Annotated in this window: 11 protein-coding genes and 1 pseudogene; 7 read left to right on the top strand and 5 right to left on the bottom strand. The window is 51.8% G+C overall.

All coding sequences use genetic code 11. The features are described 5' to 3' along the window. Positions 1–104: 104 nt before the first annotated feature. Together CXF87_RS00060 and CXF87_RS00055 are read left to right on the top strand one after the other, a co-directional pair. Positions 105–1,919 (top strand): NAD(P)/FAD-dependent oxidoreductase, encoded by a 1,815-nt coding sequence (locus CXF87_RS00060; protein ID WP_101144959.1) that lies wholly within the window; start codon positions 105–107, stop codon positions 1,917–1,919. Between the two features lie 15 nt (positions 1,920–1,934). Further along, a complete protein-coding gene (locus CXF87_RS00055) occupies positions 1,935–2,999 on the top strand; it encodes a 2,3-butanediol dehydrogenase (protein WP_269801086.1) in 1,065 nt (354 codons plus the stop codon). A 62-nt stretch (positions 3,000–3,061) separates the two neighbouring features. Here the strand turns inward: CXF87_RS00055 and CXF87_RS00050 are convergent, their stop codons facing one another. Next, complete coding sequence (locus CXF87_RS00050; protein WP_101144958.1) at positions 3,062–3,826, bottom strand: SDR family oxidoreductase; 765 nt, start codon at positions 3,824–3,826, stop codon at positions 3,062–3,064. Between the two features lie 149 nt (positions 3,827–3,975). Between CXF87_RS00050 and CXF87_RS00045 the strand changes: the two genes are divergently transcribed. From CXF87_RS00045 to CXF87_RS00025, 5 genes are all read left to right on the top strand, one after another. Continuing rightward, positions 3,976–5,739, top strand: coding sequence for a GAF domain-containing sensor histidine kinase (locus CXF87_RS00045; RefSeq protein WP_198555965.1), 1,764 nt, complete (start codon positions 3,976–3,978; stop codon positions 5,737–5,739). Then, positions 5,726–8,917, top strand: a complete 3,192-nt coding sequence (locus CXF87_RS00040; RefSeq protein ID WP_101144957.1) for a response regulator — start codon at positions 5,726–5,728, stop codon at positions 8,915–8,917. Before CXF87_RS00045 ends, CXF87_RS00040 begins: the two co-directional genes overlap by 14 nt. Next, the gene (locus CXF87_RS00035) at positions 8,914–9,306 is read left to right on the top strand and encodes a response regulator (RefSeq protein WP_101144956.1); all 393 of its coding nucleotides are present in this window, start codon (positions 8,914–8,916) and stop codon (positions 9,304–9,306) included. Before CXF87_RS00040 ends, CXF87_RS00035 begins: the two co-directional genes overlap by 4 nt. Beyond that, the gene (locus CXF87_RS00030) at positions 9,293–10,960 is read left to right on the top strand and encodes a GGDEF domain-containing response regulator (RefSeq protein ID WP_101144955.1); all 1,668 of its coding nucleotides are present in this window, start codon (positions 9,293–9,295) and stop codon (positions 10,958–10,960) included. Before CXF87_RS00035 ends, CXF87_RS00030 begins: the two co-directional genes overlap by 14 nt. 457 nt (positions 10,961–11,417) lie before the next feature. Next, on the top strand, positions 11,418–12,014 hold the full coding sequence (locus CXF87_RS00025; RefSeq protein ID WP_198555964.1) for an OmpW/AlkL family protein: 597 nt from the start codon (positions 11,418–11,420) through the stop codon (positions 12,012–12,014). 83 nt (positions 12,015–12,097) lie between these two features. Here the strand turns inward: CXF87_RS00025 and pepQ are convergent, their stop codons facing one another. From pepQ to CXF87_RS00005, 4 genes and pseudogenes are all read right to left on the bottom strand, one after another. After that, positions 12,098–13,393 (bottom strand): Xaa-Pro dipeptidase, encoded by a 1,296-nt coding sequence (gene pepQ, locus CXF87_RS00020; protein ID WP_101144953.1) that lies wholly within the window; start codon positions 13,391–13,393, stop codon positions 12,098–12,100. Between the two features lie 43 nt (positions 13,394–13,436). Next, positions 13,437–14,348, bottom strand: a complete 912-nt coding sequence (locus CXF87_RS00015; protein ID WP_035557189.1) for a LysR family transcriptional regulator — start codon at positions 14,346–14,348, stop codon at positions 13,437–13,439. Between the two features lie 49 nt (positions 14,349–14,397). Next, positions 14,398–15,471 (bottom strand): ABC transporter ATP-binding protein, encoded by a 1,074-nt coding sequence (locus CXF87_RS00010; RefSeq protein WP_035557192.1) that lies wholly within the window; start codon positions 15,469–15,471, stop codon positions 14,398–14,400. After that, a pseudogene (locus CXF87_RS00005) lies at positions 15,468–15,668 on the bottom strand (methionine ABC transporter ATP-binding protein); the annotation flags it as partial. The gene CXF87_RS00010 and the pseudogene CXF87_RS00005, both read right to left, overlap by 4 nt.

Here is a 15,668-nt window from a genome sequence, read left to right as displayed (position 1 = left end):
TTTCAATCGCTTATTGATGGTTTGGTGTATTTGGCACGGCGGGTGCTTGGGGTTGGGTGTCTTATCGACAGTTCAACAATAACAACGACCCTGGAGTACCCGCGATGACTGACACACAAGTACGCACACCGCAAAACGCTACCAGCACCGTCAACGCATGGCTGCATGACTTTGATGAGGCGCTGCAAGCGCAGGATATTCAGCGTGTGCTATCGCTATTTAACGACGAGTGCTATTGGCGCGACTTTCTTACCTTTACCTGGAATTTAAAAACCTGCGAAAGCAAAGATGATATCCAGGCGATGCTGAACGCCACGCTAGCCAATACCCTACCCACGCAGTGGCAGATTGAGGGCGAGGCCAGCGAAAACGGCGATATCGTTGAGGCGTGGTTCACCTTTAAAACAGCCGTGGCTAGCGGCAAGGGTTACTTGCGCCTGAAGAACGGCAAGTGCTGGACACTGCTCACCACCATGCAGGCGCTGGATGATTTTCCAGAGCCGCGCAATCATCACCGCCCCAAAGGGGCAGAGCACGGTGCCAACAAACAGCGGGAAACCTGGCTGGAGGCGCGGAAGCGCGAGGAAGCCGAACTGGGCTACACACAGCAACCCTACTGCGTAATTATCGGCGGTGGCCAGGGCGGGATTGGCCTTGGGGCGCGGCTGAAACAGATGGGCGTGCCGACCATTATCATCGAGCGCAACGAGCGCGCGGGGGACTCCTGGCGCAACCGCTATAAATCGCTCTGCCTGCACGATCCAGTGTGGTACGACCACCTGCCCTATATCCCCTTCCCCGAGAACTGGCCGGTGTTTGCCCCGAAAGACAAGGTGGGCGATTGGCTGGAAATGTACACAAACGTGATGGAACTCAATTATTGGGGTGCCACCGAGTGTCAGAATGCACGCTTCGATGAAGCCGCAGGCGAGTGGATCGTGAACGTGAAGCGTAACGGCGAGGAGATCACGCTACGCCCGAAACAGCTGGTGATGGCCACCGGTATGTCCGGGGTGCCTAACTTGCCCAAATTTCCAGGAGCCGAAAGCTTTAAAGGCGAGCAGCAGCACTCCAGTCAGCACCCAGGGCCGGATGCTTACGCGGGTAAAAAGTGCGTGATCGTAGGCTCGAATAATTCTGCCCACGATATTGCCGCGGCACTATGGGAGCACGATGCCGATGTGACCATGCTGCAGCGTTCCTCGACCCATATCGTCAAGTCGGATTCATTGATGGAAGAAGTGCTGGGGCCACTCTACTCGGAGGAGGCGGTGGCCAGTGGACTGACCCATGACAAAGCCGATCTGATTTTTGCCTCGATTCCTTACAAAGTACTACCGGACTTCCAGCGCCCAGCGTTTGATGCCATTAAACAGCGCGACGCTGAGTTCTATCAAAAGCTGGAAGACGCGGGCTTTATGCTCGATTTTGGCGACGATGAATCCGGCCTGTTTTTGAAGTACCTGCGCCGTGGTTCGGGTTACTACATCGATGTCGGCGCCTGTGACTTGGTGGCTAATGGAGATATCAAGCTGCGCAGCGGCGTAGGGATCGAACGAATCAACCCACACTCCATCACGCTGACCGATGGCAGTGAGTTAGAGGCAGATTTAATCGTTTATGCCACCGGCTACGGTTCCATGAATGGCTGGGCGGCGCGGCTTATCTCTCAGGAAGTGGCGGATAAAGTGGGCAAGTGCTGGGGCCTGGGCTCCGACACCACCAAAGACCCCGGCCCCTGGGAAGGCGAGCTACGCAATATGTGGAAGCCCACCCAGCAGGAAGCGCTTTGGTTTCATGGCGGCAATCTGCACCAGTCCCGGCATTACTCGCACTATTTGGCACTGCAGTTAAAGGCTCGTATGGAGGGGCTGGAAACGCCCGTCTATGGACTGCAGCCAGTTCACCATACGTCGTAACAGGAAGCGTAAGCCATGAGTCAGACAAGCATGCAGGCAGCGGTTTGGTATGCCGCCAAAGATTTACGCGTTGAGCAAGTCTCGGTTCCCACTATCAGCGACCCCCATGAAGTGAAGGTGAAAGTGGCTGCTTGTGGTATTTGTGGCAGCGACTTGCATGAGTATGCCGCCGGGCCGATTTTTATCCCGGTGGGCAAGCCGCACCCTATTAGCGGCGAACAGGCGCCGATCATCATGGGCCATGAGTTCGCTGGGGAAGTGGTAGAAATTGGCGAGAAAGTAACGCGGGTGAAGGTAGGCGACCGCGTGGCGATTGAGCCGATTCTCTCCCCCAATAAGGATGGCGCTTACCAGATGGAGCGCTACAACCTCACGCCCTTGCTGGGCTTTCACGGCCTCTCGGGCGGTGGCGGCGGCTTTTCCGAGCTCACCGTGATGGGCGAGCATATGGTGCACAAGCTGCCGGATGATCTCAGCTTCGAGCAGGGTGCGCTGGTAGAGCCAGCTGCTGTGGCGCTGCATGCGGTGCGCCAAAGCTGCCTGAAAGCTGGTGATAGTGCGGCGGTGTTTGGTGCCGGGCCGATTGGCTTGATGACCATCGAAGCGCTAAAAGCAGCAGGGGCTGCGCAGATTTATGCGGTAGAAGTGGCGCCTTCACGGAAAGCCAAAGCCGAAGCGTTAGGGGCCATTGTGGTTGACCCGCAGCAGGACGATGTGGTGGAGAAACTGCAAGCTTTGAGCGGTGGCGGGGTGGACGTGGCGTTTGAAGTCACCGGCATTCCTGCCGTGCTCAACCAAGCGCTGCACAGCACCCACGAAGGTGGCGAAGTAGTGGTAGTGAGTATTTGGGAAGGCGAGGCCAGCTTTCACCCCAACGACTTGGTGATTAAGGAGCGCACCATGAAGGGCATTATTGCCTATCGCCATGTGTATCCGGCGGTGATGGCACTGATGCAGCGGGGCTACTTTCGCGCTGAGGATATGGTTACCCAACGTATTCCATTGGCAGACATTGTGGAGGAGGGCTTCGAGGCGCTGCTAAACGATAAGGCCCAGGTGAAAATTATCGTCACTCCCTAGGGTTACCTTCCGGCATAGCGTAAGGCCATCTTCGGATGGCCTTTTTTGATGCGGCTTTGTCGCTACTCGGCATAGATCATTTTGCGCGTCATACCGCCATCGGCCACAAAATTTTGGCCGGTGATAAAGCCTGCCTCTTTGGCGAGCAGAAAACGGGTAAGTGCGGCAATATCCTTGGGGGTGCCAACGCGCCCCACCGGGTGCTGCTCGTGGTCAACGGCACGGTGCTCCACCGGTTGCTGGTGGCTGGGCTTTTGCCAGTCGCCAACTTCAATCCAGCCTGGGCTGATGGCGTTGACGCGAATATCAGGGCCGAGGCTGACTGCCAAGGCGTGAGTAAGGGCGACGATACCGCCTTTGCTGGCGGCGTAGGCTTCGGTATCCGGCTCGGATTGAATCGCTCGTGAAGAAGCCATCAGCACGATGCTGCCGCCGTGAGGGCGTAAATACTGCGCCCCATGTTTTGCACACAAAAAGGCGCCGGTGAGGTTGGTGTTTAAGTAGGCTTGCCACGTATTCAGTGAAAGCTGCTCTACCGGGCCATGGAAGGGGTCTGCGATGCCTGCGTTATGCACGATGCCGTTTAACTGGCCAAAATGGCTGGTGGCTTTTTCGAGGCTGCTAGCTACCTGCGCCTCATTGCTGGCATCCGCCATAAGTGTTAGCAGGTTCTCACGGCGGGGCAGCCGCTCAGCGGCCGCACTTAGGGCTTCTTCATCAATATCGGTAATGGCAACGCGGTAGCCGCCGGTGAGCAGCGTGTGGGCGATACCGAGGCCAATTCCCTGGGCACCGCCAGTGATATAGATGGTTTGAGGTGTGGTCATCACTGTTTTCCATAGTGGGGGGAGCGGCTACAAGTGGCAGCCGTATGAATGTGAAATATTGATACAACTAGCGACAGCCGATGAATTAATGCATACATTTAGACTAATTAAATCAGCTTAGCTGCACAATTCCCGATGGATTATTAGATATGCTGTTATCTAACCCGCGAGGTTTGAAAATAGTGGAAAGTGAACAGGCTCGGCTAGAGGCGCTGCACAGCCTAGCCATTTTGGACACCCCGCCAGAAGAGCGTTTTGATCGGATTACCCGGCTCGCAACGTACCTGTTTGGGGTTGATATCGCACTGGTCTCGTTGGTGGACGAACAGCGCCAGTGGTTCAAATCTCGCCAAGGCCTTGCGTTAACCCAGACCTGCCGTCAGGAGTCATTTTGTGCCCATGCTATTCAAGGGGAAGGTATTTTTGAAATAGAGGATGCCAGCAAAGACTCTCGTTTCACCGACAACCCGCTTGTGACGGTCAGCCGAGGCATCCGGTTTTACGCCGGTGTACCCTTGAACACTTCATCAGGTTTTAGGGTGGGGACACTGTGTATTATTGATACCAGCCCCCGACGGCTGGATGACGCACAGCGCCAAGCGCTGATCGATCTTGCTGCTTGTGCCGAAGAAGAGATGAATCGAAGCGGGCTCGAAAGTGAGCTTTCGAGAATGCGTGAAACACGCAGTCGCTTAGCGGAGGATGAAAAACACCAGCGCTTATTGGTGGCTGCACTCTCTTCGCTGAACGAGATTAGTACCTCAAGTGATTTAAGCTTTGCCGAGCAGCTACAAGCATTGTTGGCCCTAGGGTGTCGATATTTACAAATGCAAATCGGTATTGTCAGCCGTATCGAGAATGACCTGTTTAAGGTTGTTTCAATCCTGGCGCCACAGGATGTAACGCTAAATGCTGGCCAGTGTTTACCTTTGGCCAATACCTATTGTGATATGGCGCTAACCGCTGGCGGCTTTTTGGCCATACACAATGCAGGCCAAGAGCCTGCACAACATCATCCTTGCTATACCACGTTTGGATTAGAAGCCTATATCGGTAATGTTGTTTATGTGGATCAACAGCTGTTCGGTACCGTTAGTTTCTCTTCATTAATCCCGCGTGGGGCTGCTTTTGCAGAAACCGACAAGCTATTTTTAAAACTGCTTAGTCGGTGGATAGGTGCCTCATTAGAGCGTCAGCGCGTTGATACGTTAAAAAATGAGTTTGTATCTACCATCAGCCATGAGCTGCGTACGCCACTCACTGCCGTTTCCGGTGGGATTAAGCTAGTGCTCGGCGGTGCGACTGGTGAGTTAACAGATAAAACCCAACAGATGCTTGCTATGGCACTCAAGAGTAGTGAGCGGCTGGGTATGCTCATTAATGATCTGCTTGATATGGAAAAGCTGCTTGCTGGCCAGTTTTCGTTTGTTTTTCAACCGCATTTATTGAGTGCGTTATTAACTACCTCACTTCAGGAGAATCAGCCTTACGCGATTCAGTACGGGGTCTCCCTCAAATTGCTACCACTACCGGCGGATCGGTTAATCAAGATTGATGCGCTACGTTTTCAGCAAATCATGACTAACTTACTTTCAAATGCAGCAAAATTTTCCATGCCGGGAGACGAGATCGTTATTTACTGTGATGTGTGTGATGAAAGTACCCGCATTAATGTGAAAGACGTTGGCTGTGGTGTTCCCAATGAGTTTAGAAGCCGCATATTTCAAAAATTCTCTCAAGCAGATGCTAGTGATTGCCGAGTTAAAGGGGGAACAGGTTTGGGTCTTTCGATCAGTAAAGCATTAACTGAAAAAATGGGCGGTGACATTGGTTTTACTTCTCGTGAAGGTGAAGGCAGTACATTTCATGTCACGTTTCCTTGGGTGAAGGAAGAAAATCGTGAAATATTTTAACTCGCTAGTCTGGCCTGGTGGTTCTAGTTTTTCTGCGGGTATGTGGTTGCTAGCAGCGCTTTTAGTACTGGGCGTGGTTGGTAATATGCTGCAACTGTCCGTTTTGTTTAATGTTTATTTCTTGTTTGGGTCAGTGGCGGTGATGCTGGCTATAGCTTGGTTAGGCTCCGGCCCCGCGATTTTAGTAGCGTTGGTATCTGGGGTTTACACTTATGTTTTTTGGGAAAACCCAGTCACTGTGGCGGTGTTCGTGCTTGAGGCCGTCGTCGTCTCTTGGCTTTATCACTACAAAATTAAAAACCTTATTATCGCTAGCCTTATTTTTTGGATAGCAATTGCGGCGCCAATCGATTTTATTTTTTTTCCGTACTTGCTGGGGTGGAGTCAAGAACTAACGCTACTGGTGTTTTTAAAGCAGGCGGTGAATGGCGTGCTAAATGCCGTAATCGCCAGTGCGATTATTATTGCCTGTGGTTTATCAAAGTGGACTTGGCTGCCTACTGCCGGTGCATTGGTGAAGCTACGTCATCTACTCTTCTGTGCACTGCTTTCCGTCACGCTAATGACAGGCACTCCGCTGATTCTCTACGAAGGCCATTCTATGCGGCAGGGCCAGGAGAGTTTTGTCGATCAAACCATGGTTGCACTTGGTAATGAGCTGATTGAGCGCTTAACTGAACCAGGTGCCGAACAACGCTATATGTATCACATTGGCCGGGTTCGAGGTGGGAGTGACGTCAGTATTGGCTTATTAAGTGCGAGTGATGAGCTAATTAGCCAAGTAGGTAACCTTAACTCTTTAACACTTGAGCCTGGCGATGAGTTACTGCCGGTTAACCAGCGAATCATGATGTGGCTACCCGGCGGCTTGGAAAACCCGGCGGTTCGTTTTGCGCAAGGCCAGTACACTTTGCGCATGCCCGCACAAGGGGTTGACGGTGTCGACCAAATTATATTGGAAACCTCTGCATTGCCGACCGTACGAGCGATGGAGGCGTACCGCACGGTACTGTTCTTGATGTTATCTGGGGTTATAGGCTTGGGGATTTTAGTGGCGGAGCTGTTAAGCCGTATGATTACCAAGCCCCTGACACGCCTTGGCAAAAGCGGTCAAACCTTAAGCCATACGATTGGAAACGGCGAAACGCCCCAGTTACCCCGTAGTCGTATCGTTGAGTTTCAGCAGCTTTCTGATTTACTTGGGGATATGTCCGTTGAGTTGGCTGGGGCGTTTAAGCGCCTGCGCCATACCCAAAGCAACCTAGAACAAGAAGTGGAACAGCGCACGAGAGCGCTTGCCAGTAGCAACGATTTGCTTAGCTCAGTACTCAATGCCGCAGAAGATTTTGCCATTATTGCGACCGATACCCAGGGAACAGTGATGCTGTTCAATAAAGGCGCTGAGAATATGCTGGGTTTCGCGGCGAAGGATGTGGTTGGCCAACATACACCGATGCTCTTTCACGATGCAGATGAAATTGAGCAGCGTCTGAATGAATTAAACCTTGGCGCAGGTCGCTCATCCTCACCGTTTGAGCTCTTCAAGCATTTAGCTTTGATGGATAAGCGCGAAGCAAAGGAGTGGGTATATGTCACACGTTCAGGAAAACGTCTACCCATAAAGCTTGTTATCACTACGATCCAGGATCAGCAAGGAAACATCACCGGTTACCTGGGCGTTGCTGAAGATATTTCAGAATCCAAGCGCATCGAGCAGATGAAGAATGAATTTATCGCCACGGTAAGTCATGAGTTACGTACGCCCTTAACCTCCATTTCAGGAGCATTGGGAATGGTGTCTGCGGGAGCGCTGGGCAGCGTGCCTGATAAAGTTATGCAGATGGTAAGCATCGCCCATAAAAATAGTCAGCGCTTAACGCATTTGATCAATGACCTACTGGATATTGAGAAAATAGCTGCAGGGAAATTAGCTTTTGATATGCAGTGGCAGCCATTGCAGCGCTTGCTTGAAAGCTCAATTGAAGAAAATCGTCACTACCAGCATGAGCGTCGTGTCAGTCTTAAGCTTCATAACCCTTTTCCAGAAAGCCAAGTCAGGATCGATGGTCAACGCCTTCAGCAGGTAATGGCCAATTTATTATCCAACGCAGTGAAGTTTTCGCCTGAAGGCGGCAATGTTGATATCGTAGTCGAAAAGCAGGCGCACAAAATTATCGTTAATATAAAAGACGATGGGCCAGGCATTCCTGATACGTTTAAATCTCATATTTTCAACAAGTTTGCGCAGGTAGACGCCTCTGACTCCCGTGCTAGGGGAGGGACAGGCCTAGGGTTGGCGATTACCAAAGAGCTGGTGGAGCATATGGGCGGCGAGATGGGGTTCATCTCCGAAGAGGGGCTGGGAAGCTGTTTCTGGTTTGCATTGCCTGTCCATCCTTCAGAAGTGGTTAACGCACTTGTTGATCATCAATGGAGTAAAGGCCATGTGCTCATCATAGAAGACGACCCTGGGGTTGTACGTGTTTTGCAGGAAACGCTTATTCAGGCAGGTTACCGAGTAGACACGGCTGTCAATGGCGCGATGGCGCTAGAGAAGCTAGCCCGCCACCATTACGATGCCATTACGGTAGATATTGGCTTGCCCGATATGAGTGGTTTTGATGTTATTCATTCGTTTCGCGAACAGCCAGCTATTAAACATACTCCAGTGCTGGTGGTTAGCGGCAATGTTGATGGCGCCCAAGTAGCATTAGAAGGATATTTAGAAGATGTCCCTTGGCTAGCTAAGCCGATTCAAACCCAGCAATTGCTTGCGCTGTTAAGTCAGCAAATGAAAGCGAATCAAGACCGCTTGACGCTATTACACATTGAAGATGACCAAGATTTGCATGCGGTCATTCGCATGATGTTAAGCGAGCAAGCTAACTGCGAGCAGGCTCTAAGCGTGGCCATGGCGCGTCGTTTGCTATCACAGCAGCAGTACGATGCTATTATTTTAGATATAGGGTTACCGGATGGAGAAGGCTGGGAGTTGTTAGCGCAAATTCGAAGCAGTCAGCCTAACGCTCGCCTTATTATTCTTTCTGAACAGTCAGTTAGCCAAACCGATCAACATCGCGTTGAAGCGGTGTTCCTTAAGTCACGTATTAGCCCGGCGCAACTATTAACGGCTATTCAACAACGAACTGAACGCGTACAGATGGTGGATAACGAATGAGTAGTTTAGAACGCATTTTGTATGTCGAAGACGATCCTGATATTCAAACGGTGGCAACACTTGCACTTGAGGTGGTGGGCGGGCTCAAAGTAAAGGTGTGCTCTTCTGGAGAGCAGGCGCTAAAAGAGGCAGAGGCATTTTCCCCCGATATACTACTGCTTGATGTCATGATGCCTAGTATGGATGGGCCAACAACATTAGCAGCATTGCGTAATCTACCAAGCCTTAAGACGGTACCAGCAGTGTTTATGACCGCTAAAGTCCAGCCGCACGAGGTTGATCAATTAATTGCACTAGGTGCCGAAAGCGTAATTGCCAAGCCGTTTGACCCGATGACGTTGGCAAATCAAGTCCGCCGTATTTGGGAGCAAGCGTGTGGTAAACAGTGAACAGTCGTCGCTTGAGCATAAGCTGGCGCTATTAAAGCAGAACTATCAGCAGAATTTACAGGTGGAGCTGACGTCTTTATGCCACGTATTAGCCACCTTGCAACAGCATGTTAGTGATCTATTAACAACACCGGCTGATAGCGATCACGGGTTGCTAGGGTCTTCTCCGGTGGACGTATTGGAGGATGTTTACAGGCGCCTTCACAAATTGGCAGGCTCGGCAGGTACCTTTGGATTTGACGCCATTGGCAACCAGGCACACTCGTTGGAAGCGAGCCTTAAGGGTTGGTTGGAAGAGAGCGATCGAGGCATAGATTTACAACTAATAGCCGTGATCAACAGCCAGCTTCAGGCTATGCAAGCGGAGCTGCTTCCTAGCCAGCAACCACAAGCGCGCAAGGCTGAAGCAAAACCGGATGGCTGCGTTTTTACCGCCAGGGTATGGCTTATTGAAGAGGATGCTGAACTTGGTAAGCGTATTCTGGAGCAGTTAACGAATTTTAGTTATGACGTTAGGCTATTCTCCTCAGTGCCAGAAGCATGTCAGGAAATCGGCATGGAAACGCCGGACGTCTTGATTGTCGATGCTATGTCGGGTTTTCCTCACCAGTCGCCACTGCAGGCCCTTTCTTGCCCACTGTTGTTTATCAGCGATTACGATACCTTTGATGACCGACTGCGTGCGGCTCAGCTAAATGCTTACAGTTATTTTTTAAAGCCCCTCAACATCCCTCAATTGATCAATCGTCTTGAACAATTACTGCAGGAGCGTCATGCGCAGCCTGCGCGAATTTTAGTGGTCGATGACGATCATCAGCTCGCCGCGTATTACCAGTTGGTGCTGGAAGCGGCGGGCATGGAAGCACGTATACTGGATACTCCTCGACATATCATTGAGCAATTAGGATCGTTTAGGCCGGAACTGTTGCTGATGGACGTACACATGCCGGAATGTGACGGCCCAGATTTAGCCTCAGTGGTCAGGCAGTATGATGAATGGAGCAGCCTGCCGATTGTATTTCTTTCCGCCGAAAAAGAGTTAAGCAAACAGGTTGATGCGCTTAGTCATGGTGCAGACGACTTTTTGACTAAACCTATTCTCGCCGCCCAGTTAGTCGCTTCTGTGCGTACACGCGTAGCGCGGGCGCGTACCTTGTCAGCGTTACTCAATAAGGACAGTCTGACGGGATTGCTTAAGCACGCCAGTATTAAAAGCGCCACCATCAACGAAATTGCTCGTGCCTACCGGCAGCAGTACCCAGTAGTGGTAGCGATGATAGATATTGACCATTTCAAAAAAGTTAACGATACGTACGGTCATGCGGTAGGCGATGTCGTAATTGCTTCTGTTGCCACACTCCTGCGCCAGCGTTTGCGTCAAACGGACATCATAGGTCGCTATGGGGGCGAGGAATTTTTGGTCGTTCTTCCATATTGTGAAGCAGAGGATGGGTGGAAAAAACTGGAAAATATACGGGAATATTTTTCACGTTTGCGCTTTAGACAAGGCGACATTGAGTTTGCCTGTACGCTTTCAGCGGGGATGGTATGTAGTGTCGATGTGCTAGTAGAGGAGCGAGAGAGGCTGCTTGTGATTGCAGACGAAGCACTTTACCGCGCTAAACGTGGTGGTCGGAACCAAGTGTGCCAGTAACCCTGACTCGTTTTGAAGCAATCAGTCAGCAAAATGCGCACTGTTGGTGCGTTTTGCAGTGTGCGAAAGTGCTATTTAGATATTAAATTGCCTTTTTGTTTTATAAGTTATTGTTTTTTATAATTTAAAAATATAGTGGCACGCCGTTCGCAATATAAAGAGTAAGCAGCAAATGAATAGAGCGACCAATGATTTCGCGGGTGCTTTCCCTTCTTTGCTACATCGTTGCGGTTTAGCCGCGCGATACATCGAGTGAGCTGGCGTGCTCCACCTGGGTCCCCTTCGGGGGACTTTTTTTATGCCTGAAAAACCATCAGGACTAATTTACTTATATTAATATTTCACAAGATGTTTGGAAACACTGTTTTTATACTATATACTGTATAGGATGTTGGATAGCAAGAATCGCAATCCCTAAGCGCAAGGAACGGCGCGCTGCATAAAGAGGATGACCCTGATGAGTAATATGAAACTGATTTCTGCCGCTGTAATCACTGCTGGTTTCGCACTGGCAAGCTCTGCGGCTCTCGCTTATAACGCTGGCGATGTATTTGTCCGTGGCGGCGTTGCCCAGACGGATACAGGGTCAGATAACGGCAATGTAGACGGTGACTCATTAAGTATTGATGAAGCGCGCGGATTCACCTTTGGCGCTGGCTACCTGTTTACCGACAAGGTTGGTGTTGAGCTCAACAGTTCAGAAAAGTTTGAGCACGGCATTAGCACCGCTAGCAGAGGCGATGTGGGCAGCGTCGACCGTCTCCCGGTTAATCTGTTAGTGAACTATTACCCGATGGGCGGACTGGACTCTCGCGTACAGCCTTATGTCGGCGCTGGTCTTAACTACACGCGTTTCTCCGGTGAACCGAGCGGCCTAGACATTGATGAAAGCTACGGTGCAATTGGTCAAGTGGGTGTTGATCTGGCCGTGACTGAAAATGTCATGCTCAATGGTTACGCAAGCTACGCTGACGTGAGCGCTGATATTAGCGGCGGTGGTGAAGTTGATATGGAACCCGTCACCATTGGCGGCGGTGTTACTTACCGCTTCTAATCGAGTGCTGAAACATTTTGTGGTTATCCAACGCCCGGCCTTGTGCCGGGTGTTGTTCGTTTAGGGAGCGGAAAAATAACGCATTACGTTAGATTATCAAAACCGCTTTCTGTGACCGCGATGTTATCTTCAATGCGGATGCCGCCACAGGGTGAGAGCTGATCAATTAGTAGCCAGTTGATGGGCAGTGATGTGCTACGCAGAGGGGCAAGCAGCATAGTGATAAAATAGAGACCTGGCTCTATGGTCACGACCATACCTGGACGCAGCGTACGCGTTAGCCGCAGCGCTGGGTGCTTTTCTGGGGCTGGTGCTGGCGTGCCGTCTGGGTGACGCAATCCAGCTACATCGTGTACTTGTAGCCCCAGCGAATGACCTAACCCATGAGGGCAGAAGGCTCGTGTTACGCCTTCAGCAACCGCTTGCTCTGCGGTGCCTTTGAATAAACCGTGGGCCACCAATATCTCAGCTAGCTGTTGATGCATTTGCTCATGTAGGGCAATAAAGCTAACGCCTGGTGCAACGCCTTTCACAAGCTCATCTTTTAAATCATGCATGGCTGTGATCAGTTCGCCAAACGCAACGGGGGCATCGGGGCCAGCGTAGGCGCGAGTAATATCAGCGCAGTAACCACGAAACCGTCGACCAGCATCTACTAGCAGGCTGTAACGCCGTTTAGGCGCGTTCAGGTCGTAATGCTGGTAGTGCAATACACCCGCGTGCTCATTCAAACCGATGATATTTTGGTAAGGTACGTTCGATTCGCGCTGACGACTGGCACCTAAGTAAGCCAATTGAATATCCAATTCACCGGAGGCGCCAATAAACGCTGCTTGCGCTGCTTGATGGCCCGCTATCGCTAGGCGGTTGGCTTCACGGATACAGGCGATCTCATAGGGCGTTTTAAATAGCCGTAATTCATCCAGTGAATTCACCAGCTGCTCAGGCTGACGTTCGGCTTGCATCGTCTGCTGATGACTGGCTTCGAGTTGGTCAGTATCGCCGATAATGGCAGCATTACCGATCAAGGGTGGCGTGATTTTGTCGTTGCAAAAGTGAACATCGAAGGCGGCCACCCAAGGTTCTTCGGGAAGATGAGTGGGTAAATGCCAAAAATCGGCGGGCGCATACAAGTATAGCTGTGGGCGCTTTTCTGGCTGAATAATCAGCCAGCTATGCTGTACATCGGCTAAGCCCACCCAGTGCATGAAATGGCCGTAAGTCTGAAAGGGGGGCGTATGATCATCAGCAAAATGCATGCTGGCATGACCACTGTAAATCGCTAGGCTATCAAATCCATGTTCGGTCAACATCGACGCATAGGCGCGCTGAAGGTGGGCTATGTGATCGAGTTGCAAGTTAAAAAGAGTGCTCGACATGCAAACCGTGTCCTTTCTCAATTAAGCTTTCTCAAAGACGGCTTCAAGTGCGTGGAGTGACGAGTTCACTCCAGAAACCGTCGAGTTCAGCGTGGTGGTGGCTTTGATGGCGATAGAGCCGTAGCTCCATCGGCACATCCCAACGGCTATCGCCTGCTCTTACCAGCGTACCTTGAGCAAGCTCTGCGGCCACGTTGCGCTCAGGCAACCAGCTCATGCCGTAGCCAAGCAGCACCAGCTCTTTAATGCCCGCCGCGTAGAGATTTTCACTCTGCGCCGTTAAGTAAGTGCTCTGTGGCAACCTAGCCAAATGGGCTTTAACCGCTGAGCCAAGCAAGCCGCGCTTTGGGTAAGCAAGCCAAGGTGCAGGTTGATGGCGCGACCCTGGTAGCAACGCACAAGGCTCTCCCTCTGCATTTAACCCAGTCACCGGAATCAGCCTTTCATGACCGATTACCCGGTAGGTGCAGGCACTGGTATCAATATCCAGATCGCAGCGCCCAATTGGCCAGTAGCAGATGGCAAGGTCGCACTCGGCCCGCGCTAACGCTTGAAAATAGTCGTTAGCTACCCAGCCGGTAGCCCGCAAATAGGGCTGTACGCGGTCTTGCCAGCCTGTAGAGGCAAGCCATTCAGGCAAAAAATGCGGTAATAGGCTCTGCGGCGCCGCCACCATAATACGCCGCTGCTGGCCAGCATTGATTTCACGCACCCGGTCTCGCGTAAGCCGCACTCGTTCGGTCACCTGTTCACACAGGGTTAAAAACTCCTCACCAGCGGGCGTGAGCGAGAGGGGTAGCGTTTGACGATTAATCAGCGTTACGCCCATCTCCTCTTCAAGCAACTTAATCCGCCGGGAGAAGGTGGGCTGGGTAACGTGTTGATCATCTGCTGCGCGGGAGAAGTGCCGCGTTCTGGCCAGGGCAATAAAATCTTCTAGCCAGCGAATTTCCATGCTCTACCTCTCAGCGCCTTGGCTCGCTGTATATTAACGGGGAGCCTACTCATAGGCGCCCCTCTTCAACAGCGTGGCATGCGACACGGGTTCCGTCATCCTGTGTTTGCAAAAGGGGGATCTCTTGCTTACAGCGTGCATTTGCATGCGGGCAGCGACCATGAAACACGCAGCCGCTGGGCAAATTAACCGGGGTCGGCACTTCACCGGATAAGCGAATATGCTGAGGGCGGTCATCCTTTAAGCGCGGGATCGCCGAGAGCAGCGCCTGGGTGTAAGGGTGGCGCGGCTTTTCAAACAGCGTGGCCGTCGTGGCAATTTCACACACTGTACCCAAGTACATCACCGCCACACGGGTGCCAAAATGCTCGACCACGGCTAAATCGTGAGTGATGAACAGATAGGTCAGGTTGCGCTCTTGCTGGGCTTCCATCAGCAGGTTGAGCACCTGGGCTTGAATCGAAACGTCGAGGGCAGAAATAGGCTCATCGGCGACGATGAATTCAGGGTCCACGGCCAGGGCACGGGCAATCGCGATACGCTGACGTTGACCACCCGAGAACTCGTGGCCAAAACGCTTGCCCCAGTCGGGATCAATACCCACTGAGTGCATCACTTCTTCAACTTTTTCGAGAATTTTTGGCCGCTTCCAGTCAGGGTGGTGCAGGCGCAGCGGCTCTTCCAAGGTTTGCTGAATAGTCATGCGCGGGTTAAGCGATGCATAAGGGTTCTGGAAAATCATCTGCATACGCTTGCGATACGGCAGCAACTGACGCGAGCTTAAATTATCGATACGTTGGCCATCGTAGCGAATCTCGCCTTCAGAGGGTGTCAAAAGCCCCATCACCGTACGCGCCACGGTGGACTTACCGCAGCCGGATTCGCCCACCACACACAGTGCTTCACCGCGTTTGATATCCAGATTCACGCCGTTAATAGCATGGACATACTCTTGATGCCGTACCAGCTTGCCGCCCTTGAAGCGCAGTTGATCAAGGAAATCACCCGAGAGGGAGAAGCGCTTTTTCAAATCGCGGATCTGCAGCAACGAATCAGCACTCTCTTCGTTCTGACGAGGAGTGGGCATAGGGTTTTCCGTCATGGCCTCAGCGTGCGCATTCATGAGGTTTCCTCCTTCAAACGGCGATCTTCAAGCATTTCAGCCACCATATGGCACGCCACGCGGCAATTGCCGGACTCGACAAATTCGGGCACTTGCTGGGTGCAGGCGGGGCGGGGCTGACCATCGACGCGATTGATAAAATCGCAGCGTGGGTGAAACGCGCAGCCGCTTGGCAGGTTAGAAAGCGATGGCATACT

Origin of the sequence: Halomonas sp. MES3-P3E, assembly GCF_002836035.1 — a bacterium.
Classification (GTDB): Bacteria; Pseudomonadota; Gammaproteobacteria; order Pseudomonadales; family Halomonadaceae; genus Vreelandella; species Vreelandella arctica.
This window is presented reverse-complemented; position numbering and strand designations above follow the sequence as displayed.